At 61.3% G+C, this 25,437-nt stretch carries 19 protein-coding genes; 10 read left to right on the forward strand and 9 right to left on the reverse strand.

The genetic code is table 11. The features are described from left to right. Positions 1-46: 46 nt before the first annotated feature. Positions 47-1,600 (forward strand): MocR-like pyridoxine biosynthesis transcription factor PdxR, encoded by a 1,554-nt coding sequence (gene pdxR, locus PMI24_RS12285; RefSeq protein ID WP_007954273.1) that lies wholly within the window; start codon positions 47-49, stop codon positions 1,598-1,600. Here the strand turns inward: pdxR and PMI24_RS12290 are convergent. The 4 genes from PMI24_RS12290 to PMI24_RS12305 form a co-directional block, all read right to left on the reverse strand. After that, on the reverse strand, positions 1,597-6,216 hold the full coding sequence (locus PMI24_RS12290) for a dermonecrotic toxin domain-containing protein (protein ID WP_007954275.1): 4,620 nt from the start codon (positions 6,214-6,216) through the stop codon (positions 1,597-1,599). The genes pdxR and PMI24_RS12290 overlap by 4 nt on opposite strands. A gap of 117 nt (positions 6,217-6,333) precedes the next feature. Further along, on the reverse strand, positions 6,334-7,434 hold the full coding sequence (locus PMI24_RS12295) for a polyamine ABC transporter substrate-binding protein (RefSeq protein ID WP_007954277.1): 1,101 nt from the start codon (positions 7,432-7,434) through the stop codon (positions 6,334-6,336). Then, the gene (locus PMI24_RS12300) at positions 7,431-8,456 is read right to left on the reverse strand and encodes a histone deacetylase family protein (protein ID WP_007954279.1); all 1,026 of its coding nucleotides are present in this window, start codon (positions 8,454-8,456) and stop codon (positions 7,431-7,433) included. Before PMI24_RS12300 ends, PMI24_RS12295 begins: the two co-directional genes overlap by 4 nt. Before the next feature lie 132 nt (positions 8,457-8,588). Next, the gene (locus PMI24_RS12305) at positions 8,589-9,587 is read right to left on the reverse strand and encodes an AraC family transcriptional regulator (RefSeq protein ID WP_007954280.1); all 999 of its coding nucleotides are present in this window, start codon (positions 9,585-9,587) and stop codon (positions 8,589-8,591) included. Positions 9,588-9,939: 352 nt separating this feature from the next. On the opposite strand from PMI24_RS12305, the gene PMI24_RS12310 reads away from it, so the two are divergent. After that, positions 9,940-10,347: a hypothetical protein gene (locus PMI24_RS12310; RefSeq protein WP_007954282.1), complete on the forward strand. Its 408-nt coding sequence runs from the start codon at positions 9,940-9,942 to the stop codon at positions 10,345-10,347. Positions 10,348-10,416: 69 nt separating this feature from the next. Here the strand turns inward: PMI24_RS12310 and PMI24_RS12315 are convergent, their stop codons facing one another. The 3 genes from PMI24_RS12315 to aspA form a co-directional block, all read right to left on the reverse strand. Next, positions 10,417-11,421 carry an asparaginase gene (locus tag PMI24_RS12315; protein ID WP_007954284.1) on the reverse strand — a complete coding sequence of 335 codons (1,005 nt, stop codon included), beginning with the start codon at positions 11,419-11,421 and terminating at the stop codon, positions 10,417-10,419. Positions 11,422-11,520: 99 nt separating this feature from the next. Continuing rightward, positions 11,521-12,966, reverse strand: coding sequence for an alanine/glycine:cation symporter family protein (locus PMI24_RS12320; protein ID WP_007954286.1), 1,446 nt, complete (start codon positions 12,964-12,966; stop codon positions 11,521-11,523). 442 nt (positions 12,967-13,408) lie between these two features. Then, entirely contained in the window at positions 13,409-14,833 is a 1,425-nt protein-coding gene (gene aspA / locus PMI24_RS12325; protein ID WP_003229645.1) for an aspartate ammonia-lyase, read from the reverse strand. A gap of 180 nt (positions 14,834-15,013) precedes the next feature. Between aspA and PMI24_RS12330 the strand changes: the two genes are divergently transcribed. The 5 genes from PMI24_RS12330 (at position 15,014) to PMI24_RS12350 (ending at position 18,730) form a co-directional block, all read left to right on the forward strand. Then, a complete protein-coding gene (locus PMI24_RS12330; protein ID WP_007954288.1) occupies positions 15,014-15,931 on the forward strand; it encodes a LysR substrate-binding domain-containing protein in 918 nt (305 codons plus the stop codon). Positions 15,932-16,147: 216 nt separating this feature from the next. After that, positions 16,148-16,639, forward strand: a complete 492-nt coding sequence (purE, locus tag PMI24_RS12335) for a 5-(carboxyamino)imidazole ribonucleotide mutase (RefSeq protein WP_007954291.1) — start codon at positions 16,148-16,150, stop codon at positions 16,637-16,639. Between the two features lie 10 nt (positions 16,640-16,649). Further along, complete coding sequence (locus PMI24_RS12340) at positions 16,650-17,732, forward strand: 5-(carboxyamino)imidazole ribonucleotide synthase (protein WP_007954299.1); 1,083 nt, start codon at positions 16,650-16,652, stop codon at positions 17,730-17,732. A 112-nt stretch (positions 17,733-17,844) separates the two neighbouring features. Beyond that, on the forward strand, positions 17,845-18,090 hold the full coding sequence (locus tag PMI24_RS12345; RefSeq protein WP_003229635.1) for a GlsB/YeaQ/YmgE family stress response membrane protein: 246 nt from the start codon (positions 17,845-17,847) through the stop codon (positions 18,088-18,090). Positions 18,091-18,193: 103 nt separating this feature from the next. After that, a complete protein-coding gene (locus tag PMI24_RS12350) occupies positions 18,194-18,730 on the forward strand; it encodes a DUF3299 domain-containing protein (RefSeq protein ID WP_007954308.1) in 537 nt (178 codons plus the stop codon). Positions 18,731-18,776: 46 nt separating this feature from the next. Here the strand turns inward: PMI24_RS12350 and PMI24_RS12355 are convergent, their stop codons facing one another. Both PMI24_RS12355 and PMI24_RS12360 read right to left on the reverse strand, forming a co-directional pair. After that, the gene (locus PMI24_RS12355; protein WP_007954310.1) at positions 18,777-19,676 is read right to left on the reverse strand and encodes a D-hexose-6-phosphate mutarotase; all 900 of its coding nucleotides are present in this window, start codon (positions 19,674-19,676) and stop codon (positions 18,777-18,779) included. Positions 19,677-19,733: 57 nt separating this feature from the next. Then, positions 19,734-20,138 (reverse strand): acyl-CoA thioesterase, encoded by a 405-nt coding sequence (locus PMI24_RS12360; RefSeq protein WP_003229628.1) that lies wholly within the window; start codon positions 20,136-20,138, stop codon positions 19,734-19,736. 378 nt (positions 20,139-20,516) lie between these two features. Between PMI24_RS12360 and PMI24_RS12365 the strand changes: the two genes are divergently transcribed. From PMI24_RS12365 to PMI24_RS12375, 3 genes are all read left to right on the forward strand, one after another. Then, positions 20,517-21,815 carry an MFS transporter gene (locus PMI24_RS12365; protein ID WP_007954313.1) on the forward strand — a complete coding sequence of 433 codons (1,299 nt, stop codon included), beginning with the start codon at positions 20,517-20,519 and terminating at the stop codon, positions 21,813-21,815. Positions 21,816-21,969: 154 nt separating this feature from the next. Continuing rightward, a complete protein-coding gene (locus tag PMI24_RS12370) occupies positions 21,970-22,971 on the forward strand; it encodes a phosphate ABC transporter substrate-binding protein PstS (RefSeq protein ID WP_007954316.1) in 1,002 nt (333 codons plus the stop codon). 424 nt (positions 22,972-23,395) lie between these two features. Beyond that, entirely contained in the window at positions 23,396-25,429 is a 2,034-nt protein-coding gene (locus PMI24_RS12375; RefSeq protein ID WP_177323247.1) for an ABC transporter permease subunit, read from the forward strand. The last annotated feature ends 8 nt before the right edge of the window (positions 25,430-25,437 follow it).

Raw genomic sequence — 25,437 nt, forward strand, 5'->3', positions numbered from 1 at the left:
GTCTGTTGTAAGAGCCATTGATGACCAATTTCATAGGTCCATTGCCATGCCCGATTCGACCACGCTGTCGCTGCCGTTCAACCCTGCCGGCATTGAGCTCGACCGCCGCAAAGGCCTGAGCCGTCAGCTCTATCAGGCCTTGCGCCTGCGGGTGCTCGACGGACGCCTGGCCAGCGGCACACGCCTGCCGGCTAGTCGCGATCTGGCGGCGGCATTGACGATTTCCCGCAACAGTGTGGTGCGCGCCTACGATCAGCTGTATGCCGAAGGTTTCATCGAAGGGCGAGTCGGGGACGGTACTTATGTGGCGCAGTTGCCCCAATCGACGACACCGACGAAAAAATTATCCACAAAAGTATCCACAGGGTTTTCAACAGGCTTACCCACAGCATTATCCACAAAATCGGTCAATTCCACTGGGGATTTATCCAGCAAAGTTATCCACAGCGGTGCGATGCAGCGGCTTGAACAGAACCATTTGCCAACGCCGCCGAGTGGTCCGCCACGGGCTTTCAGGGTGGGTGTTCCGGCGTTCGATCTGTTCCCGTTCGACGTCTGGGCCAAGCTGAATGCGGCGTTCTGGCGTAAACCCGACTTGCAGCAACTGTGTTACGGCGACCCGGCGGGCGATGCACGCCTGCGTGGTCTGATCGCCGCTTATTTGCGCAGTTCGCGCGGCCTGCAGTGTTCGGCTGAGCAAATTGTGATCACCAGTGGCGCGCAACAGGGAATCAGCCTTTGTGCACAGTTGCTGGTGGAGCCGGGCGCGGGGGTGGGCATCGAGAATCCCGGCTATCGCGCAGCGGGTCATGCGTTCGCCTTGGCCGGCGGTCGATTGCACGGCATTGCCGTGGACGAAGAGGGCATCGACTGCGCGGCACTGGCGGCCGCCGAAGATTGTCGGGTGGCCTATGTCACGCCGTCTCATCAATACCCGACCGGGGTGGTGATGAGCCTGGCGCGACGCCTCGAACTGCTGGCCTGGGCCGAGCGCACCGGCGGCTGGATCGTCGAGGACGACTACGACGGCGAGTATCGCTACACCGGCGCGCCCCTGGCTCCGCTGGCTGCGCTCGACCGCCAGGGTCGCGTGTTGTACGTCGGCACTTTCGGCAAAGTCGCGTTTCCGGCGTTGCGCCTGGGGTATCTGGTGCTGCCACCGGGGCTGGTGGAAGCCTTTGCGCAACGGCGCGCGGTGGATGTCCGGCACTCCGAAGTGAGTACTCAAGCGGTGATGGCCGAATTCATGGCGGCCGGGCACTTCCAGCGGCACATCCGGCGGATGCGTCGGGCAGCCCTGAGTCGGCGTAACGCCCTGATCAACGGATGGCCACACGGATTGGCGGGTGTGGGTGAACTGCCGGCGGTGTCGGCCGGACTCCATCTCACCGTGGCGGTCGACAGCGTGGCCCGTGAGCAGCAATTGATCGAGCAAGCCGCCAGCGTAGAGGTGGAAGTCCACGGCTTGAGCAAATACTGGCTGCCGGACTCAACGACGCCGATCGATCAGCGCGCCGGTCTGGTGCTGGGGTTTGCGGCGGTGCCGGAGCCGGCGATCAAGTCGGCTCTGGCCCGTCTGCGTGAGGTCTGGTGCCGTTAATGGTCTTTCGGTCGCTCCTCTGGCTCTGGTTTGAGGAACAGATCGCGCACCTGCGGATCGACGATGCGCCGTAGTGCATTGTCGACGGCATCGAAGGTGTTGAGTGTCTGCCGGGTCTTGTCATCGAGCGTCTGCAGATAGGCATCGGAAAATTTCAGGTGGGCGATGGTGTACAGCTCATCCGCATCCTTGAGCTGGTCATAGTGAAAGTGCGCCACCCACAGCGGCTTGTCGGCGCTGGTCTTGTCGAGAATCCGGTACTCCTGAAAAAAGTCCCCGCGATGTCGGGTGCGGATACGGCCGCGCGGGTCCTTGATCACCTCAACCTGCGCATTGTCGTGCAGCCAGTGGAAATAGGTTTCCCGGGGTTTGCGTTGTTTCAGCATGGCCGCGTAGGCCTCGATCCCTTCAGCGCGGGTGCGGGTTGCGCCTTCGCGCAGATTGGCGCTGAGGGAGGCGACGGGCCATGGATCCTTTTTCGCGCTTTTTCTTCGGACAATCGCCTCGTCGACGTCGCTGGCCGCTTGTTTGAGTCGTTCGACTTGCTGCTCGAACATGTCGCGGATGTCTGCGGGAATACGCCCTGGCCGCTTGGCGTCCTCGCGGGTTTTTCTATTGAAGTTGTAGATGTTCGCTTCAAGTTGCATGGCCGATGAAAGGAGGTCCTCGTCATCCGTGGGCACCTTCGGTTCGGGCCGTTGCGTGGAAAGTTTGACGAATGCGGCCTCTGTGCCGGAGTTGCTGTCCGGTGCAGTGGGAGCCTGCTCATCCACTTCGGGTCGTGGACGGCTCTTGGAGACCTTCACTTTGGGCTGCGATGCAGAGGGCTGCGGCTGGGACCTGGCGGGTGCCGGTCGTTCCTCCGGTTCAGGTAGCTCCGTGGTCAGGCGTTCGCGAGCTACCGCGTGGAATTCGCCGATCAGCTCGCGCACCCTGTCGAGCCGGGCCTGGACGAATTGGCCCGGATGGGCGGCAGGCAACTGTTCCACCTGTTCGCCGAGGCTGGCGAAGAGGTCGTTCCACTGCGACAAACGCTCGATACGGGCCGGTTGTCCGTCGGCGGTCACCGCTGCTTTGCTCAGCTGAATCAGCTCATGACTGGCGTCGGCAGCCGTGGCCGTAATGATCCCGATAGCGACGCGAGCGGCATTCATGGCCGCCCCCGGCTGTTCCACGACACAGCGTTCGTAGGACATGCCGATTTCATTGGCCTTGAGATCGAGCGGGCTGAAGTCCGGCAGCAGCAACTCCAGTCTTGTGGCCACTTCTCTGGCCTTGGCCGAGTGGCTGTTCAGGATTTGCAGCGAGCTGTCCAGCGTCTGCAGGTTGGCAATCATCTCGTCGCTCAACGCCGTGGCAGCGGTGGCGATATCGATCTGGCGTTTGCGCGGTACCGGTGTCTGGTGAGTCGCGCTGTCGACGAATATCTGTGTGGCCTTCGCGTACATGCGCATTTTGACCCGCAGCCACGAGCCGAAGCACCGGTGCTGACCCAGGGTCAGGCTCATCAGCTTGGCCTGATGAACCGAGCCACCGCCCCCGGCCTCGCGCCAGATTTCCAGCTGGGCCAGAGCCTGGGTGTAGTCGTTGCCCAGCTTTGTGGCCCTGCCCAGATAGGTGGCTGCGGAGACCTCGAATCCCGCTTCGCTGGTGTCCCGTGGAAGAGCTACCAGCGCTCGCAGCAGTTGTGTTTTCGCTTCGGTTTCCCGTGCTTCGAATTGCTCCAGCTTTGCCCAGGCGTCGTCCATGGCCCTTTTTTTGGAGCGACGGAATGCCTCCATCCGGCTTTTCGGCATGCCGCCGCGCAAGCGCAGTTTCGGATCCCAGTGCCATTTTTCGGCAGTCTCGTCGTATTTCAGTGCCATGCCGATTCGTTGTGGATCGGCCGGATCGACGATGTGAACCGGCTCGTCTGCCGGGGCGAGCACTTGAAACCAGCGCGTGCCGACTTGAGCGCAGGTCTTGCCCTTGAGGGTGTACAGGTGAGTGACCGGTGAGGCTCGTTGATCGCTCAAGTCTGGTGTTGCGATCTTGAAGCGGTCGAGCATTGCAATGAACCGTGCGCTGGAGTCCGGTCGCAGCAACGTGTCAGGTTCCAGTTGAGTGAGATGCCCGACAGGCACGTCGCCGGTGGTGGTCAGCGGATCCAGCGTGACGGACGGTGGGGCCTCGGGGGGGGATGGTGGGAAACCGGTTGACGCCTCGTTCTCCGGCAGCCGTTCGCCAGCCTCGTACGGCTCGCTCAGGCGCGGCAGCCATGAACGGTTGCGTCGCGTCACGACGTGTTGGGTCAGGATAATGCCGAGCGTCAGCAGGACATCGGCGGTGGATTGCCAGGTCACCAGAGTGTCGTCGCGGTCATGGGCATCGAGCGCCTGCTGGATCTGCGTGATGGTCTGCCAGACCCAGACGGCGGTGCCCGCCGCTCCGCTCATGAAGTTCGCGGCAACGCTGAAGATCGCCCAGCCGCTGTCGGCGAGAAGTGCCCAGCGTCGCTCACTGTTGGACTGCGACTGGCGGTTCGCGAGGTCCACCAATGCCTGGCTGTTTGCCGCGTATAACGCGGCGAGGATGTCGCCTTCGAGGGGCGCGTTTTCCAGTTCGAGCGGGCCCGTGAGGTCCAGGTGCATGAACGGTTCGGTGGCCAGTTGCGTGACGATCCATGGCGAGGGCAGGCCGACCGGAAAGGCGTACTGCGAGTATTCGAAACTCAGTGCGGCGCTGCCCAGCCAGGCCAGGACCGAGTTGCGCAATTCGCCGGCCTGATACAGCGCATACATCAGGTTCTGCAAAGAGGCGAACTGCGTCAGCGGCGTGTCCAGCAGTGGCCGGTACAACAGGCAGGGACCTTGAGTGTGGTCTCGCGGACAGATGATGAACATGTTGGCGACCGCGTCCGAGCGCCGGCTCAAGCGGCGGCGAGGGACAAACGCCAGCGGCCGGATGGTCACCGGATGTTCGCCTGCGGGCAGTTTGCGGCTGATGGCATCCATCAGTTGGCAGACGTAGGCATAACCGCGTTCATCGACGCCGCCCCGATGCTTGAGTTTGCACTCCAGCGCGAGCATCGGCAGGAGCGTCGGCAATTGGCTCAGGTAGCGGGTCTTGTGCGCAGCCGAGCGGATCGGGTCATCGATCAGAGCGCGTTTGATCAGTTGTGGGTAATGACCGCCGATATCGACCTTCTCCGCGATGGCGGTCAGGAAATCCACGGTCAGCCAGGCCGGTACGGCTCGGCCATTGTCGAAAGCGATCGTGGCCTGATAGGGCGGGGCATTTTGCAGGGCGAATTCGCCCAGGGTCTCGGTTAACCGGTCAAATGGATTGGGCAGGGTGAAGCCACCGGTTTCGAAGCTGTTGGTCACGCTGATGCGCAGGTGTTCCAACGGCAGGTCGGCAGCGCCCTCGGCACGTTTGTCGGCGATGATCGCTTCGCGCATGCGACGTTCGGCATAGGGCTTGAGCAGAGGGAAGTCGTCGTCCTTGAATACGCCGGTCTCGGCGTCGTTGCGCAGGTTTGCGAGCTCGGCAATGTAGCGACTGTAGTCTTGCAGGTCATGAACAGAGCCGTCTTGCAACCAGTCGGGAATGGCCTCCTCCAGTTGGTCGAGCCGGGCTCGTTCACGCGAACTGAAATGCCCGTGGCTTTGTCGCCCGGAGCTGGCGTGCGCACTGATCGACCGGCTGGCGGGATCCAGTGCTTCGATGGCGCTGAGCTGGTTGCTGATCAGCGCCTGTGCGACGGCATCGAAGATGTTTCCTTCAGGCTCGATCAGGCGCCATTTCAAAGAGCGGTCGGACAACTCCGGGGCGATCCGTTGCGGGAGCGTTTCGCCCAGCCTGGTCAGCGATTCGAATGACTCATAGCCATCGGCAACGGTGTACATCAACACACGCTGCCGCTGTTTGACGGTGGCGGTCAGCACCAGCGCACCGGCAATGAGCAGGTGTGCGCTGTCCTCGTCTTCGACCAGGTCGATGTCCATCAGGCAGGCCTTGAGCCCGACGTAATCGCTATTCACGGTCGAGCGTTGTTTGCGGTCGGGATGCTGCGCGACAAATTGCGCCAATGCACATTCGTCGGCGTCCCAGCCGCTGGCCGACTGCACATTCGCAGCCGAACACAGCAGATCCGACAGCTCTTGCCAGCGTGGCTGGCGATTGGCGGATTCATTCCAGTAATCGAGTTGGCGCTGCTGATATTCGAGGAACAGAAACGGTGCGAGGTCGTTCACCAGCGAAGTGATGTCATCCATGCTTACCGGCAGCAGGATCGGCGGGATCGCTTCGGGTGTACGGGTCAGGAAGTGTTCGCCTTCGATGTAGTCGGCGGTGGTCTTGTGCAGGCAATGCTGGATAAAGGCGTGGGTCAGTGATTCGAAGGTAAAGACCCTGGCAGCGTTCCGGGCGGCGTCCGATTCACGCAGGGGCGTCGCGAGCAGGGTGCGATCCGGATCGAGGTGTTGCCCGGGATAGCTTTTGCTCAGCGCTTCGCGCAACAACGCCGAGGCGACTTGATGCATCGAGTAGCCCTGGCCGATCAGTTCGACCAGTCGACTCTGTTTCAGCAGGAGAGGGGAAGCACTGGGTGCAGCAGTGGTGGCAGATTCAGTCATGGTCATGTCCACGGGGAAAACCCGGACACTAAAATCCCGGCCACGGCGCGATGCGGTACATAGATCTTGCAGGCAGAAAAAGACCCGCGAGTGCGGGTCTGTTCAAGTTGTCAGGTTTCACGTACCGGACTTGATCTTGGTCCACGCCCGGGTCCGCGCCCGTTCCGCATCGCGCGGCAACGGTTGCAGGGTGTAGAGCGTGTTCATCGCCGCATCGGTCGGGTACAGATTCGGGTTGTTGCGAATCGCCGGGTCGACCAGTTCGGTGGCGTCCTTGTTCGGGTTCGGATAACCGACAAAATCGCTGACCGGCGCAATCACCTGCGGTTGCAGCAGGTAGTTGATGAAGGTGTAGGCATCCTGCGGGTTCTTCGCGCCTTTCGGGATGGCGAGCATGTCGAACCAGATCGGCGCGCCTTCCTTCGGCAGGCGCATGTCGACCACCACGCCGTTCTTCGCTTCCTTGGCACGGTTGGCGGCTTGCGAGAAGCTGCCCGAATAGCCGACCGCAACGCAGATGTCGCCGTTGGCGATATCGGCCATGTACTTGGACGAATGGAAGTAGGTCACGTACGGGCGAATCTTCATCAACAGCGCTTCAGCCTTGGCGTAGTCCGCCGGGTTCTTGCTGTTGGGATCCAGGCCGAGGTGTTGCAGGGCCAGCGGCAGGATCTCCGACGGCGAGTCGAGCAGGGCCACGCCGCACTGCTTGAGCTTGCTGATGTTCTCTTCCTTGAAGATCAGGTCCCAGCTGTCCACCGGCGCGTTGTCACCCAGCGCGGCCTTGACCTTGGCCGGGTTGAAGCCGATCAGGATGGTGCCGTACATGTATGGCACGGCGAACTGGTTGCCCGGGTCATTGGCCTCGATCAGCTTCATCAGTTTCGGGTCGAGGTGGTTCCAGTTCGGCAACTGGCTGCGATCCAGCGGCTGGAACACCCCGGCCTCGATCTGCTTGGCGAGGAACACGTTGGACGGCACCACCACGTCGTAGCCGGAGTTGCCGGTCAGCAGCTTGGCCTCCAGCGCTTCGTTGGTGTCGAAGATGTCGTAGACCAGTCTGGTCTGGCTGTTCTGCGCCTTGAAATCTTCCAGTGCCTTGGGGGTGATGTAGTCGAACCAGTTGTAGACGCGCAGGGTGCGTTCTTCCGCGTGTGCGGCGCTGCTCAGCAGCGCCGCGCACAACGCCGGCGCGATGAGGTGCTTGAGTCTGCTCATTGTTCGAAACCTTCAAGCACGTTCACCGCGTTGATGCCGATTTCTTCCACCGCGTAGCCACCTTCCATGACGAACAGGGTCGGTTTGCCGAGGGCCGCGATGCGTTTGCCCATGGCCAGGTAATCCGGGCTGTCGAGCTTGAACTGCGAGATCGGATCGTCCTTGAAGGTGTCGACACCCAGCGACACGACGATGATGTCGGCGCCGTAGTTGTCGATCTCCTGGCAGGCCTGATCCAGCGCCGCGCTCCAGACATCCCAGCCGGAACCGGCCGGCAGCGGATAGTTGAAGTTGAAGCCTTCGCCAGCGCCTTCGCCGCGCTCGTCTTCGTAGCCGAGGAAGAACGGGAATTCCGCTTCCGGATGGCCGTGGATCGAAGTGAACAGCACGTCGCTGCGCTCGTAGAAAATCGACTGGGTGCCGTTGCCGTGGTGGTAGTCGACGTCGAGGATCGCGACCTTCTTGTGGCCCTGATCGAGGAACGCTTGCGCGGCGATGGCGGCGTTGTTGAGGTAGCAATAACCGCCCATCAAATCACCGGCAGCGTGATGTCCCGGTGGACGGCACAGGGCGAAAGCCCCACGGGCGCCGCGCTGGATTTCCGCTTGTGCGGTCAGCGCCACTTGCGCCGCACTGTACGCCGCTTGCCAGGTGCCGGCGGTGATCGGCGCGCCGCCGTCGAAGCTGTAATAGCCGAGCTGGCCGTGCAGGCTGGTCGGTTTGACCTGACGCAAGGTGCGCGCCGGCCAGGTGTAAGGCAGCAAATCGCCGTCGGTGTTGAATTCGGTCCAGCGCGCCCAGGCGCCTTTGAAGAAGTCGAGGTAGTCGCGGCTGTGAATGCGCTCGATCGGCCCGAGGCCGAAATCCTTCGGCGCCTCGACCGGGCCGAGGTTTTGGTTTTTCACCCGTTGCAGCACGTGGTCGGCGCGCGACGGCATCTCGAAGCAAGGCTTGAGTTGCCCGTCGATCAATTCGCAGCGGCCATGGTGCAGGTGGTGATCGTCAGAGTAGATCGTCAGCATTTGTTGTTCTCCGCAGGGGCTGATTCGGTTGGCTCCAGTGTTGCGGCGCGGGGCGAATCGGAGAACGGCCAGAGAGGCCAAAAGGGGATCGATGTGGCCAAAAATACTGACCTGATATCGCCCCTCGACGGTTTAACCGTGTGGCCGGAACTGACTCGGTGCCACGCCGCTCCAGCGTACGAAGGCATGGCGGAAGCTCGCGGTCTCGCTGAAGCCGAGGGTTTCGGCGATGCGGTAGATCGGCAACTGATCCTCGCAAAGCATCTGCTTGGCCCGCTCGAAACGCAGTTCGTCGAGCAGCTCCTGATAACTGCAGCCCATGTCTTTCAGATGCCGGCGCAAGGTGCGCGGCGAGCAGTTCATCTGCTGCGCCAGACCTTCCAGCCCCGGTGCGGCATTGAGTTGCGCACTGAGCAACTGGCGGATCCGCCCCAGCCACGCTTGCCGGCCGGTGAACTCGGTGTTCTGTTTGCGGCAGCGCTCGGCCATGGCCTGGTGGGTGATGATGTCGGCCAGCGGCAGCGGCTGGTCGAGCCAGCGCCGGTCGAAGGCGAAGGCGTTGTCCTTGGCGCCGAAGTGCAGCGGCGCCTTGAAGTGTTCGGCGTAGCTGTCGCGGTAATCCGGCGCGGTGTGTTCGAAGCGGGTGGCCAGCAATGGCAGCGGATGGCCGAGCAAGTCATCGCAGATGATTTTCAGCGACACCAGGCAGAACTCGGCATTGAACACCGCCATCGCCGGGCTCTCGCGGTAATCGGCGGCGACGAACCAGACGCGCTCGCCGTCGTCTTCCAGGCTCAGCTCGAAAAGTGTTCCCAGCAGCGCCGGATAACGGATCGCCAGCCGCAAAGCGTCACCGAAGGTGGCACAGGTCAGCAGCGCGTAACCGAGGATGCCGTAGCAGGAAACGTGCATGCGCCGGCCCAGTTCCAGGCCAATGTCATGCTTGAGCGCGACCGCGTTGGCGCAGACCTGCATCTCCTGGTTTGTGGTGATGCGAGTGTCGGCCCGGCTCAGATCCGCCGCGCTGATGCCGCTGCCGGCCAGCAGTGCTTCGCTGGACAGGCCCTGATCCCGGAAGGTGTTGAGCACCAGGGAGACGGCGTTGAGGGTGGTGAGGTGGGAGTGGAGCATAGGATCTTCCAGCCTTGGGGTGCTGGAATGACGAGCAAATTGTGTGCCGCTAGCGCTAATGGATATGCGCCCGGCTAACAAATAGCCGAAGATAATATCTGAAGTGTTATCTGTTGTTAAAACTTAAAACATAATAGTTGGCACTGGAAATTTAAAACAAAAACGATATTTCGACAACTGTCAAAGTTGACAGGTTTTTTGCGAAATTGCTGCCGCTTGTCGGCTATTTTTTCTGATGGAAAATATTATCTTGTTTGTTTATTTAATATTTGACCACCCGTTGGTCTGTTGCTAGGTTTCATCGTAAGTGCACTTTCTAACTCTTGGTTTAAATAAGTTCTGGAGAATGGCTATGGATAATGTTTCGCAAGTCAGCAACGAAAAAGCTTCAAGTGAGCCGCTTCCGAAGGGAATGATCAGAGGGTTTCTGGATGGTAGCGATTTTGCGCTCCCTGGTTTGCGAATGATTGTTGGTCCACTCAACAATCTAGTGTTTGCCGAGCTTGTTGGCGGAAATTTCAAAAACAAAATCGCGATGAGTGTAAAAGAAGAGCATCTGGGTAAGGAAATAGATGTTCCGAATGATGCGCACTGCGAGATTATGGTAGCCGGGGTTTTACATCTCGATGTCAAAGGGATAGTAAAGCTCGAGAGTGTGGCGGGGTTTCCTTGGAATAAGTTCAAAGGCACTGTTGCGTTTGAGTTCGACGGCGGAAAAAGTAAGTTTACAAGCGGAGTCTTTGATTTGTCTGATGAATAATTATTGGTGCAGGCTCTCCTGTTGGAGGGCCTGCCCACTTTGCGCATTCAGATCATGTTGCTGCGGTACTCAGTGCAGTTCCCCACACAAATCCAGTTCCACAAGCTGCCGCACCTGCGCGACTTCCAGTCCTGCACCGAGCAATCCGTTCAACTTGCCGAACGCTGCTTCGCGAGTCATGCCGCCACCGGACAACACGCCTACGCCACGCAAGCGACTGCCCGCTTCGTACACATCCAGTTCCACTCCGCCTTCATGGCACTGCGTGACCGCAACCACGACCACGCCGTTGTCCCGCGCCCGGCCGAGGCTGGCCAGAAATTGCGGGTTGTCGCTCGGCCCGGTGCCGCTGCCGTAGCACTCCAGCACCAGACCTTGAATGCCGCTGTCGAGCAGGCCGTCGATGATCTCGGCGCCAATGCCCGGGAATAGCGGCAACACGGCCACTTTGGCCAGTTGCTTCGGTTGGTTGTAGTTCAACTCCGCCGGCAAGGAAGTGGCTTTCACGCCGCCGCCCTGACGCTCCAGACGTTTGAACGGATGACGGCCGAAGCTGCGCACTTTCGCGCAACGGGTCGGCGCCAGCAATTCACCGTGGAAATACAGATGCACGCCCGGCGCCAGACCTTGGCCGAGAGCGACCAGCGCACCGCTGAGGTTTTCCCAGGCGTCGCTGTCGGTGACGCCGGCCGGCAGCATCGAGCCGGTGAAGCACACGCGGGCATGCAGGCCGAGCAGCTGGAAGCTCATGGCGGCGGCGCTGTAGGCCAGGGTGTCGGTGCCGTGGAGGATCAGTACGCTGTCGCAGCCTTGCACATCGACGGCGTCGACCACCGCTTCACGCAGTTGCTGCCAGTAGGCCGGGGTCATGTTGGCGCTGTCGATCAGCGGCGACATCTCGCGAAAGCGCCACTGCGGCACCACCAACTCAGGCTGGCTGTGCAGGTAATCGCGCATCCGCGCTTCGAAACCGGACGCCGGGGCCAGGCCATTGGCGCTGGCCTGCATGCCGATGGTGCCACCGGTGTACAGCACCATGACGTGCTGGGCGGCAGGGTAGGTCGAGGAATTCATGGGGAGTTCTCCTGAACGAAGACAGCATGCGGTCGAGCATGACGCCGACCGCTGCTTGTGTCACGCCGGGCGCAAGACCTGCGCCCGGTTTTTACCCGATCAGCGTTGCGCTGCGGGGATGCCTTGCGGCTGAGCGTCAGCCTGAGTGTCGGTCGACGGATTGGCCGGCCAGGCTTTCAGGTCCAGATCCAGGTCGCTGAACTTGCTGGAGTCGAACACCGGCTGGCTGACGCCGGCGCGGCGCTGCGCGTCGTAGTCGCGCATCACGCGCATGCCGACCTTGAACAGCATGGCCAGGGCCACCAGGTTGACGAAGGCCAGGCAGGTCATGGTGATGTCGGCGAAGGCGAACACGGTCGACAGGTCTTGCATCGAACCCCAGACCACCAGCGCCAGCACCAGACCGCGGAAGGTCATCAGCGCAGCGCGGTTGCGGGTGAGGAACTGCAGGCTGTTTTCGCCCAGGTAGTAGTTGTAGAGGATGCAAGTGAAGACGAACAGCGACAGTGCGACGCTGACGAACATGCGGCCCCAGTCACCAACCACGGCGGCCAGCGAGTTCTGGGTCAGGACGATGCCGTCACCTTCGAAGCCCGGGGTGTAGAAGCCCGACAGCAGGATCAGCAGCGCGGTGCAGGTGCAGATCACGAAGGTGTCGAGGAACACGCTGAACGCCTGAACCACGCCTTGAGCGCCCGGGTGCTTCACGGCGGCCACGGCGGCGACGTTCGGCGCACTGCCCAGGCCCGCTTCGTTGGCGAACACGCCACGCTTCACACCCATCACGATCGCGCTGCCGAGCAGGCCGCCGAAGGCCGGGTCGAGACCGAAGGCGCTCTTGAAGATGGTTTCCAGCATGGCTGGCACGTGTTCGATCTGGGTGCCGATCACGTACAGGGTCACGCCGATGTAGGCCAGGGTCTTGATCGGTACCAGCAGGTCGGACACCGAAGCGATGCGCTTGATGCCGCCGATGAAGGTGATGGCCAGCAGCACAGCCAGGACGATACCGGTGTGTTGCGGATCAAAGGCAAAGGCGTTTTGCAGCGAGTGGGTCACGGTGTAGGACTGCAGGCCGATGAAGGCGAAGCCGTAGGTGACCAGCAGCAGGATCGAGAACACCACCGCCATGCCTTTGAGTTTCAGGCCGTGCTGGATGTAGTAGGCCGGACCGCCACGGTACAGGCCGTCGCCATCGGCGCGCTTGTAGACCTGGGCCAGCGTACATTCGAAGAAGCTGCTGGACATGCCGACCAGAGCGGTCACCCACATCCAGAACACTGCACCCGGACCACCGAGGGTCACGGCGATACCGACACCGGCGATGTTGCCTGCACCGACGCGGCCGGCGAGGCTGAGCATCAGGGCCTGGAACGAGCTGAGTTGCCCGGCGCTGCCTTTGAGGCTGTCGCGGAACACCGCGAACATGTGGAAGAAGTGGCGCAATTGAACGAAACGCGAGCGAATCGTGAAGTAGCTACCGAGCCCGACAATGAGCACGATCAGTACTTTCCCTGAGAGGAAGTCGTTGATGACTTCGAGCATGGATTTTTCCTCGCTGTTTATTGTGTAAGCAAATGCTGGATGGTCGGAAACATCGCGTTACACCGGTGCGCGCGCGGCACAACAGGCGAGGCGAGGGTTTCGTCCCGGATCCATATCGCGGGTTTGTTATTAGTTCGGGTTTCGCATGGGTTATGGCCTCGTTACCGACGACCGCTCACGCGAAGAGGGGCGGCACTATACCGATCAGTGCGGCGCCCGTCTGCACGGTTGTGGTGCAAGCGACGAAACGAGGCTTTGAAACACCCGACGTTACCGGCGTCGGGTTTGTGTGAAAGCTGATTTGCGGTCAGCTTCCATACATACGGTTCTCAGGTTCAAACAGTTAAAAAAAAGGGCTTGGGGAATGATCCCCAAGCCCTCAAAAGGTGAGAGGTGTCTAGTCCCTCGACCTGGTGAGCGGTGCTACAAGTAACGCGTCGGATCAGGCCTTCAGAGGCACCAGACGCGGAGCAATCATGTTTTCCGGGCGCAGGATGTCGGCGAGCATGGCTTCGTCGAGCAGACCCTCTTCGCGCACCAGTTCCAGCACGCCGCGGCCGCTTTCAAGGGCGATACGGGCGATGCGGGTGGCGTTTTTGTAGCCGATGTACGGGTTCAGTGCGGTGACCAGACCGATCGAGTGTTCGACCAGTTCGCGGCAGCGCGCTTCGTTGGCGGTGATGCCGACGATGCAGTGCTCGCGCAGCATGTCCATGGCGCGTTGCAGCAGGCGGATCGAGTCGAGGATCTTGAAAGCGATCAGCGGCTCCATCACGTTCAGTTGCAGTTGGCCGCCTTCGGCTGCCATGGTCAGCGCCAGATCGTTACCGATGACCTGGAATGCCACCTGGTTCACGGCTTCCGGAATAACCGGGTTGACCTTGCCTGGCATGATCGAGCTGCCTGGCTGACGCGCCGGCAGGTTGATTTCGTTGATGCCGGTGCGCGGGCCGCTGGACAGCAGGCGCAGGTCGTTGCAGATCTTCGACAGCTTGACCGCGGTGCGCTTGAGCATGCCGGAGAACAGCACGAAGGCGCCCATGTCGGAGGTGGCTTCGATCAGGTCGGCGGCTGGAACCAGCGGTTGACCGCTGATCAGCGCCAGACGCTGTACGGCCAGGGCCTGGTAGCGCGGGTCGGCGTTGATGCCGGTACCGATCGCGGTGCCGCCCAGGTTCACTTCGGTCAGCAGTTCCGGGGCCAGCGTCTTCAGACGGGCCAGGTCTTCGCCCATGGTGGTGGCGAAAGCGCGGAATTCTTGACCCAAAGTCATCGGTACGGCGTCTTGCAGCTGGGTACGACCCATCTTCAGGACGTGGTTGAATTCTTCACCCTTGGCCGCGAACGCCTGAATCAGGCTGTCGAGGCTGGCCAGCAGCGCGTCGTGACCCAGCAGCAGACCCAGACGGATCGCGGTCGGGTAGGCGTCGTTGGTCGACTGCGCCATGTTCACGTCGTCGTTCGGGTGCAGGTACTGGTACTCGCCTTTCTGGTGACCCATCGCTTCAAGAGCAATGTTGGCGATCACTTCGTTGGCGTTCATGTTGGTGGAGGTACCGGCGCCACCTTGAATCATGTCGACCACGAACTCTTCGTGGAAATCGCCGCGGATCAGACGTGCACAGGCTTCGCTGATGGCAGCGTGCTTGGCTTCGCTCAGGTGACCCAGCTCGCGGTTGGCGTCAGCGGCGGCCTGTTTGACCATCGCCAGACCGACAACCAGCTTCGGGTAGTGCGAAATCGGAACGCCCGAGAGGCGGAAGTTGTTCACCGCTCGCAGGGTCTGGATGCCGTAATACGCTTGAGCAGGGACTTCGAGGGCGCCAAGCAGGTCGTTTTCTGTGCGGAATGATGCAGCGGAGGACATGATAGAAATCATCTCGATATGGACCCGGTCTGTGCCGGAACGCTGCGAATGCTAGGCTTGTGGGAATTTTTGGGCCAATGCTGTTAAACACTGCCCTATGCACATTCGGCATAATGCCCGTGTGACGCCGCGTGCGCGGCAGACGTGTGACCTGTTTTGGTGCGTGTCCGGGAGGACGTGATGAATCTGGAAAGCAAATGGCTCGAGGACTTCAGTGCTCTGGCCGCCACCCGCAGCTTCTCGCAGGCGGCCGAACGGCGCTTCGTGACCCAGCCGGCTTTCAGTCGGCGGATCCGCAGCCTGGAAGCGGCGCTGGGCCTGACGCTGGTCAACCGCTCGCGTACGCCGATCGAGCTGACGGCGGCGGGGCAACTGTTCCTGGTGACCGCGCGCACGGTGGTCGAACAGCTCGGTGAAGTGCTGCGCCATCTTCATCATCTGGAAGGCGGGCAGGGCGAAGTAATTCAAGTAGCGGCGGCGCACTCGCTGGCACTCGGTTTCTTCCCGCGCTGGATCGCGCAACTGCGCAACGAAGGCCTGAACATCGCCACCCGGCTGGTGGCGACCAACGTTGGCGACGCGGTTCACGCGCTGCGTGAAGGTGGCTGCGATCTGATGCTGGCGTTCTACGACCCGGACGCGGCGATGCAGATGGACCCGGAAATCTTCCCGTCGCTGCACCTGGGCCAGACCGAAATGCTTCCGGTATGTGCGGCAGATGCCAATGGCAAGCCGCTGTTCGATCTGGAAGGCGAGGGCAGTGTGCCGTTGCTGGCGTACAGCGCCGGCGCGTTTCTGGGGCGTTCGGTGAATGGTTTGCTGCGCCAGCGTCAGCTGCGCTTCACCACGATCTATGAAACGGCCATGGCCGACAGCCTGAAAAGCATGGCGCTGGAAGGCCTCGGCATTGCCTGGGTGCCGCAACTGAGTGTGCGGGCCGAGCTGGCCCGGGGCGAACTGGTAGTTTGTGGCGGCCCGCAATGGCATGTGCCGCTGGAGATTCGCCTGTACCGCTGCGCGCTGGTGCGCAAGGCCAATGTGCGGTTGTTGTGGCGCAAGCTGGAAGGCGGTGCGGCGCAAGGTCCGGCCGGTGCGTGAAACATGTCCCGGCCACTGACCTTCGAGTCAATAAAACCGGGCTTTTGCGGCAGATGACAGATGGTCGCAACGGGGGCTGTTTATTGCTTTCTTTGCGGTATACTGCGCGGCCTTCGGCCGGTTCGTCCGGCCATTTTTCCTACAACAAGCCACGCATCCTGCGTGGCTTGTTGTTTTTGACGCGCCTGCGGGCGCCCAGAGAGAAGAGGCGCGACGATGAGTGCACTGGTTGGCGTGATCATGGGCTCCAAGTCCGATTGGTCCACCCTTAGCCACACCGCCGATATGCTGGAAAAGCTCGGCATCCCTTACGAGGTCAAGGTGGTTTCCGCCCACCGCACCCCGGATCTGCTGTTCCAGTACGCCGAAGAGGCTGAAGGCCGCGGCATCGAGGTGATCATCGCCGGTGCCGGTGGCGCAGCCCACCTGCCAGGCATGTGTGCGGCCAAGACCCACCTGCCGGTGCTGGGCGTTCCGGTGCAGTCGGCGATGCTTTCGGGCGTCGACTCGCTGCTGTCGATCGTGCAGATGCCGGCCGGTATTCCGGTTGCCACCCTGGCCATCGGCAAGGCCGGTGCGATCAACGCAGCGCTGCTGTCGGCGAGCATCCTGGGCGCCAAGCATCCACAATTCCACGCGGTACTGAAAACCTTCCGTGCCGAGCAGACAGACAGCGTCCTGGACAATCCAGACCCACGTATTGCCTGAGGTTGTTGAGATGAAGATCGGTGTAATCGGTGGCGGCCAGTTGGGTCGCATGTTGGCCCTGGCGGGCACCCCGCTGGGCATGAACTTCGCTTTCCTCGACCCTGCGCCGGACGCTTGCGCCGCTGCGCTGGGCGAACACCTGCGGGCCGATTACGGCGATCAGGATCATCTGCGCCAGTTGGCCGATGAAGTCGATCTGGTGACCTTCGAGTTCGAAAGCGTTCCGGCTGAAACCGTGGCCTTCCTTTCGCAATTCGTGCCGGTCTACCCGAGCGCCGAAGCCCTGCGCATCGCTCGCGACCGCTGGTTTGAAAAGAGCATGTTCAAGGACCTGGGGATTCCGACCCCGGCGTTCGCCGACATCCAGTCGCAAGCCGACCTGGACGCCGCCGTTGCGTCGATCGGTCTGCCGGCCGTGCTGAAAACCCGTACTCTGGGTTACGACGGCAAGGGCCAGAAAGTCCTGCGCAAGCCGGAAGACGTGGTCGGTACGTTCGCCGAGCTGGGCAGCGTGGCCTGCCTGCTGGAAGGCTTCGTGCCGTTCACCGGCGAAGTGTCGCTGATCGCCGTGCGTGCCCGTGATGGCGAGACCAAGTTCTATCCATTGGTGCACAACACCCACGACAGCGGCATCCTCAAGCTGTCCGTTGCCAGCACCGATCACCCGCTGCAAGCCCTGGCCGAAGACTATTCCAGCCGCGTGCTCAAGCAGCTGAACTACGTCGGCGTGATGGCGTTCGAGTTCTTTGAAGTCGACGGTGGCCTCAAGGCCAACGAAATCGCCCCGCGCGTGCACAACTCCGGGCACTGGACCACCGAAGGCGCCGAGTGCAGCCAGTTCGAAAACCACCTGCGGGCCGTTGCCGGTCTGCCGTTGGGTTCGACTGCCAAGGTCGGCGAGAGCGCGATGCTCAACTTCATCGGTGTGGTTCCGCCGGTCGAGAAGGTCATCGCCATCGACGATTGCCACCTGCATCACTACGGCAAGGCCTTCAAGGCCGGACGCAAGGTCGGTCACGCCAACCTGCGCTGCAAGGACAAGGCGACCCTCGAGCAGCAGATCCTCAAGGTCGAAGCGCTGATCGCCGAGTAACGACAGTTTCATCTGGCAGCGGCGGAACCATTAAAGGGCCGCCGTTCTCTCATGGCAGGATGCGAAAGTCTGACTAGGCTTTCGCATAGCCACTTAATCAGAGGGAAATGCCATGGGAATTATCGGAACCATCTTTATCGGCCTCATCGTCGGCCTGCTGGCGCGGTTCCTGAAACCGGGCGATGACAGCATGGGCTGGATCATGACCATCCTGCTCGGTATCGGCGGTTCGCTGGCAGCCACTTACGGCGGCCAGGCCCTGGGCATCTATCAGGCGGGTCAGGGCGCCGGCTTCATCGGCGCGCTGGTCGGCGCGATCGTGCTGCTGGTGATCTACGGCCTGATCAAAAAGAACTGATCCAAAGCGACAAAGCCCTCTCTGCCAACCCGGCGGGGAGGGCTAGAATGCTCGGCGATTCAGCGTTCCCTCCTTATTCGAGCATCCTTTACCGAGCACCTTCATGCGCCGTCTTCTGTTGACTCTCCTTTTGCTGGGCAGCGGTCTGGCCCACGCCGGCGATCTGCCGGAAACCGACTGGCTGGAACTGATGCCCAAGTCGGATCAGAAAGCCCTCGAGGCCATGCCTGAAATCGACCACAACTCCCCGGAAGCCACCGGCACCTTCACCCAGAAAGGCGGGATGAAGCAGACCAAGGGTTTGCCGGCGGTGATGTATTCGACCAAGACTGTGGCGTCGATGAATGACAAACACATCCGCATCGGCGGTTATCCGGTGCCGCTGGAATCCGACGCCAAGGGCCGCAGCACGCTGTTCTTCCTCGTGCCGTACCCGGGCGCGTGCATCCACGTGCCGCCACCGCCGCCGAATCAACTGGTGCTGGTGCGTTATCCGAAAGGCTTGAAGCTGGATGACATCTACACGCCGCTGTGGGTGACCGGCACGCTAAAGATCGAGAAGGTCAGCAATGATCTGGCCGATGCGGCGTATGCGCTGGAGGCGGACAAGGTGCGGGTGGTGCAGGAATCGGATCTGTAATTCAGACCCGCAAAAAAAACGCAGCCTCAGGGCTGCGTTTTTGTTTTCAGAGCGGCTTGCTGCCGACGCTGACACCCATGGTGTGGCGGGCATCCGGCGCGAGGGTCACGATGTCATCCATCACGTTTGCCGTTTCGATGCAGAGCATGCGCTGCCAGCCGTCGTTGTCCATGTCGCTGAACGCGGCGGCGCGGTCGATCCACGGGTTCCAGATCACCGCCGTACGTGAGCCCGTAGCGGTCAGCACGATGCGCCGTTCCCAGGCCGGGTCGACGATGTTCAGTTGCGGTGGAGCGTCGAGGTAGATACGGTCGGTCTCCCCGGCAAAACGCAGGTCGCCTTGCTGGGTGTGAGTCTTCCAGTCGTCGAGGGTCTCGATGTAATCCAGGCCATCCACGCCTTCAACGCGCACGTTGCGCACATCGCTGACCGCGAAATAGCTGTGCAGCGCCTGGCTGATGCTGACGGTGTCGGCGCCACGGTTGTGGCTGGTCAGGCTGATGTGCAACTGATCGTCGAGGCGCAGGGTCAGGGTCAGGTCGACCTGATGCGGCCAGCCCGGAAAACCGCCTTCGGGGTAGGGCAGTGTGAACTCGACCTTGAGGCTTTCACCTTCGGTTTCGATACCGCCCAGTTCCCAATCCATCGCCCGGACAAACCCGTGGGCGGCGGCCGGTTCTTCGCTGACGCGCATCGCCTGCACGCTCTGCGGGTTGCGGGCGAAGACGCCGAACCACGGCCAGCACACCGGCACGCCGGCGCGGATGCTCTTGCCGGTCTTGAACACGGCCTTGTCGTTCAGCCAGATCAGTGGCGGCTGGCCGTCCACCTGATAACTGAGGATGTGCGCGCCTTGCTGGGCCACCAGCACTTCGGCCTGACCGTGGCGAATGCGCCAGCAGTTCAGTTCATCCAGTTTCACGGCTTCAACGTTTGGCGTGTTCATGGGACAACTCTCGATCAGCAACTTGGACGACTATCGACCGTGAAACGGCCGCGAGGTTTAACGTGCGCGTGGCGGAACCGAACGGGTGCGGCCGCTGCCATCGATGGCAACGAACACGAACACCGCTTCGGTCACTTTACGCCACTCGCTGGACAGCGGGTCGTCGCTCCACACCTCGACCATCATCTGGATCGAGCTGCGGCCGATTTCCAGGGTCTGGGTATAAAAGGACAATTGCGCGCCGACAGCCACCGGCACCAGAAACGCCATGCGATCGATGGCCACGGTCGCGACACGGCCGCCGGCAACACGGCTGGCCATGGCAGTGCCGGCCAGGTCCATCTGCGCCACCAGCCAGCCGCCGAAAATATCGCCGAAGCCGTTGGTTTCGCGAGGAAGCGCGGTGATTTGCAGGGCCAGGTCGCCTTGCGGGATCGGATCTTCTTGTTCGAGCTCTATCATGCCGGGGGTGCCTCTGACCCGTGACTCTTCGTTGGGTATTGCTGGTGGTAGCCGTCTTCGGGAAAAACGATTCAGCACCGAACATACTACGTTCGTCACGTTTTCCATCAGGCGCCTAAGGAGAAACTCTGCGAAACCGGCTAATCCCGAGCAAGGGTCGGGCCAACGACGTTTTCGCACAGCAACCCCTTACAAACCGGAGCAAGGTTGCGAGTATATCGGTCGGTAGACTCCGCGACGACCGTCCGGTTCTGATTTCGACCGGCAAATACGCGCCTCTATGTGCTTTTTCGAACAATTTGCTATGGTGCCGAACCTGCCCGAGCCACAGCCAGCGTTGTTGTGGCGGCAGATCCGACTATAAGAGAAGACCTTGCCATGACCACAGCGCCCTCGAGCCTCGCGCAGCCCGACCAACCCGCACGACCGTTGACCCGCAATGACTACAAGACTCTGTCGCTATCGGCCCTGGGGGGCGCGCTGGAGTTTTACGATTTCATCATCTTCGTGTTCTTCGCCACCGTGGTCGGCAAATTGTTCTTCCCGGCCGACATGCCCGAGTGGCTGCGCCTGATGCAGACCTTCGGCATCTTCGCCGCCGGCTACCTCGCGCGGCCGCTGGGCGGGATAGTGATGGCGCACTTCGGCGACCTGCTGGGACGCAAGAAGATGTTCACCCTGAGCATTTTCATGATGGCCGTGCCGACCCTGATCATGGGGCTGCTGCCGACCTACGCGCAGATCGGCCTGTGGGCGCCGATCCTGCTGCTGTTGATGCGCGTCATTCAGGGCGCGGCGATCGGCGGTGAGGTGCCGGGGGCGTGGGTCTTCGTTTCCGAACACGTACCCGGCAAGCACATCGGCTACGCCTGCGGCACCCTGACCAGTGGCCTGACGGCGGGCATCCTCCTCGGTTCGCTGGTCGCCACCGCGATCAACAGCATTTATACGCCTGTGGAAGTTTCGGATTACGCCTGGCGGATCCCGTTCCTGCTGGGTGGCGTGTTCGGTCTGTTCTCGGTCTACCTGCGCCGCTGGCTGCACGAAACTCCGGTGTTCGCCGAACTGCAACAACGCAAGGCGCTGGCCGAAGAAGTGCCGCTGCGCGCGGTGCTGCGTGACCATCGCGGGGCGATCGCGGTGTCGATGCTGCTGACCTGGTTGCTGTCTGCCGGTATCGTCGTGGTGATCCTGATGACCCCGACCGTGCTGCAAACGGTCTATCACTTCTCGCCGACCACCGCGCTGCAATCCAACAGCCTGGCGATCGTGTTCCTGAGCCTGGGCTGCATCATTTCCGGCGCACTGGCGGATCGCTTCGGTGCCGGTCGCGTGTTCGTGTTCGGTTGCCTGGGTTTGCTGGCCAGTTCCTGGACCTTCTATCACAGCCTCGCCGATCACCCGAACTGGCTGTTCCCGCTGTATGCGTTGACCGGTTTCCTGGTCGGCACCATCGGCGCGGTGCCTTATGTGATGGTGAAAGCATTCCCGCCGGTAGTGCGCTTCAGCGGTCTGTCCTTCTCTTATAACGTCGCCTACGCCATCTTCGGCGGCCTGACGCCGATGGTGGTCAGCCTGTTGCTGAAAGAAAGCGCGATGGGGCCTGCCTACTATGTGGCGGTGCTTTGCGGGATGGGGATCCTGGTCGGCGCGTGGCTCTGGAGCAAAGGTCGCTGAGTCATCTTCACACTTGCCGTTACAACTGAAAGGCCAGCCTTCCGACAGGGATGCTGGCCTTTCATCCAATTGTCATATTTCAGCCATAGAGTGTTCACACGGCCTGCTGATACTTGGCCCCGACTTAACACACCCTATCTGCTAGGAGTAAGGCATGAAACTGAAGCGTTTGATGGCGGCAATGACTTTTGTCGCTGCTGGCGTTGCGACTGCCAACGCGGTTGCCGCTGTTGACCCTGCTATCCCGAGCTACACCAAGACCACTGGTGTGTCGGGCAACCTGTCCAGCGTCGGCTCCGATACCCTGGCCAACCTCATGACCCTCTGGGCTGAGAACTACAAAAAAGAATACCCGAACGTAAACATCCAGATTCAGGCCGCTGGCTCCGCCACCGCGCCACCTGCGCTGACTGAAGGCACCTCCAACCTGGGCCCGATGAGCCGCAAAATGAAGGACACCGAACTGGCGGCCTTCGAACAGAAATACGGCTACAAGCCAACCGCTATCCCGGTTGCCGTGGACGCCCTGGCTGTTTTCGTACACAAGGACAACCCGATCCAGCACCTGACCATGGAACAGGTTGACGCGATCTTCTCGTCCACCCGTCTGTGCGGCGCCAAGACCGACGTGAAAACCTGGGGCGACCTGGGCGTGACCGGCGACCTGGCCAACAAGCCGGTTCAACTGTTCGGTCGCAACTCGGTATCCGGCACGTACGGCTACTTCAAGGAAGAAGCCCTGTGCAAAGGCGACTACAAGCCTAACGTCAACGAGCAACCAGGTTCGGCTTCGGTCGTGCAGTCGATCAGCTCCTCGCTGAACGGCATCGGTTACTCGGGCATCGGCTACAAGACCGCCAGCGTGAAAACCGTTGCTCTGTCGAAGAAGGGCAGCACTGACTTCATCGAAGACACCGAAGAAAACGCCCTGAACGGCAAGTACCCGCTGTCGCGTTTCCTGTACGTGTACGTCAACAAAGCCCCGAACAAGCCTCTGGCCCCGCTGGAAGCCGAGTTCGTGAAACTGGTTCTGTCGAAACAGGGCCAGGAAGTGGTCGTGAAAGACGGCTACATCCCGCTGCCAGCCAAGGTTGCTGCAAAAGCACTGGCTGACCTGGGTCTGCAGGAAGGCGGCGCTGAAGTCGCAAAAAAGTAACAAACTGAGTCAGGGGTGAACCCCGCCTGACTCACGTGTGGGGCCCGGCCCGCAAGCGGCCCGGCCCCCACACTCCCCGAATTCTTCTATCCACTGCCAGTGCCCTGCTGGCGGCGGATTTGGTGCGTCACTGCATTGTCATCTTTCTGTCATACAGGATCGCTAGGGTGTGCGCATGAATGATCTGGCCAATTCCAAAATGACTACGAACCCTCCCAAGCGCATTGACTTCAATACGCCTGAGTTGCAACGCAAGCGCCGCATTCGCGCGCTCAAGGATCGCTTCACTCGCTGGTACGTCCTCGTCGGCGGTCTGGCGGTGCTGGCAGCCATCACCCTGATCTTCTTCTTCCTCGCCTACGTGGTCGCGCCGCTGTTCAAGGGTGCTGACCTGAGCGCGAAAGATGCAATCACCCCGGCCTGGATGCAGGACGCCGGCAAGCCGCTGATGATTTCGCTCGAAGAGCAGAATCAGGTGGCCATGCGCGTTTCCGACAAGGGCCAGGCGCTGTTCTTCGACATCGACAGTGGCGCTGAATTGAAGCGCGTCGATCTGCCCTTGCCGGCAGGCGCCAGTGTGACCTCCATCGGCGAAGACCAGCCGGGCCATCCGCTGGTGGCCGTGGGTCTGTCCAATGGTCAGGCGCTGGTGTTCCGTCACACTTATAAAGTCAGCTACCCGGATGGCAAGAAAACCATCACCCCGGCCATCGAGTATCCGTATGGCGATGCACCGATCGCGCTGAACGAAAGCGGCGGTGCGCTGGAGCACGTCAGCCTCAACGCCACCGATTCGACCCTGATGCTGGTCGGTTCCACCGGTTCGCAACTCAATGTGCTGTCGCTGACCAGCGAAGAAAACATGATGACCGGCGAAGTCACCAACGAGCAAAAACGTATCGATCTGCCGCAGATGACTGAACCTGTGAAAAACATCTTCGTCGACCCGCGCCAGCAGTGGCTGTACGTGGTCAACGGACGTGCCCAGGCCGACGTGTTCAGCCTGCGCGACAAGAGCCTCAACGGTCGCTACAAACTGCTGGAAAACGCTGACGCTGAAGTCACTGCGACCACGCAACTGGTCGGTGGCATCTCGCTGATCGTCGGTGACTCCAAAGGTAGCCTGGCCCAGTGGTTCATGGCCCGCGACACCGATGGCGAGCTGCGCCTGAAGCAGATCCGCACCTTCCAGATGGGCACCACGCCGATCGTTGAAATTTCCGCCGAAGAACGTCGCAAGGGCTTCCTGGCCCTGGATGCCAGCGGCAAGCTCGGCGTGTTCCACAGCACCGCGCACCGCACCTTGCTGGTTGATCAAGTGGTCGAAGGCCAGGGCCTGTTCGGTCTGTCGCCGCGTGCCAACCGCGTGATCGTCGAAGCCGGCGGCAAGCTGCAACCGCTGCTGCTCGACAACCCGCACCCGGAAGTCTCGTGGAGCGCGCTGTGGAGCAAGGTCTGGTACGAGAACTACGACGAGCCTAAATACGTCTGGCAATCGACTGCGGCCAACACCGATTTCGAACCGAAACTGAGCCTGTCGCCACTGACCTTCGGCACCCTGAAAGCCGCGTTCTACGCGATGCTGCTGGCGGCACCGCTGGCCGTCGCCGCTGCGATCTACACCGCGTACTTCATGGCCCCGGGCATGCGCCGCAAGGTCAAGCCGGTGATCGAGCTGATGGAAGCGATGCCGACGGTGATCCTCGGCTTCTTCGCCGGCCTGTTCCTCGCACCGTATGTAGAAGGGCATCTGCCGGGCATCTTCAGCCTGCTGATGTTGCTGCCGATCGGCATCCTGATCGCCGGTTTCACCTTCAGCCGTCTGCCTGAATCGATCCGCCTGAAAGTCCCGGACGGCTGGGAAAGTGCGTTGCTGATCCCGGTGATCCTGTTCGTGGGCTGGCTGTCGCTGTACATGAGCCCGTTCATGGAGAACTGGTTCTTCGGCGGTGATATGCGCATGTGGATCTCCCACGACCTGGGCATCACCTACGACCAGCGCAACGCTCTGGTGGTCGGTCTGGCCATGGGTTTTGCGGTGATCCCGAACATCTACTCGATCGCCGAAGACGCCGTGTTCAGCGTGCCGCGCGGCCTGACCCTGGGCTCGCTGGCCCTCGGTGCCACGCCGTGGCAGACCATGACTCGCGTGGTGATCCTGACCGCCAGCCCGGGCATCTTCTCGGCGCTGATGATCGGCATGGGCCGTGCGGTCGGCGAAACCATGATCGTGCTGATGGCCACCGGCAACACCCCGGTCATGGAAATGAACCTGTTCGAAGGCCTGCGCACCCTGGCCGCCAACGTCGCGGTGGAAATGCCGGAGTCGGAAGTCGGCGGCAGCCACTACCGCGTGCTGTTCCTCTCGGCGCTGGTGCTGCTGTTGTTCACCTTCGTCATGAACACCCTCGCGGAACTGATTCGTCAGCGTCTGCGCAAGAAATACTCGTCGCTTTAAGCAAAGGT

The organism is Pseudomonas sp. GM25 (assembly GCF_000282255.1).
Lineage (GTDB): Bacteria > Pseudomonadota > Gammaproteobacteria > Pseudomonadales > Pseudomonadaceae > Aquipseudomonas > Aquipseudomonas aphyarum.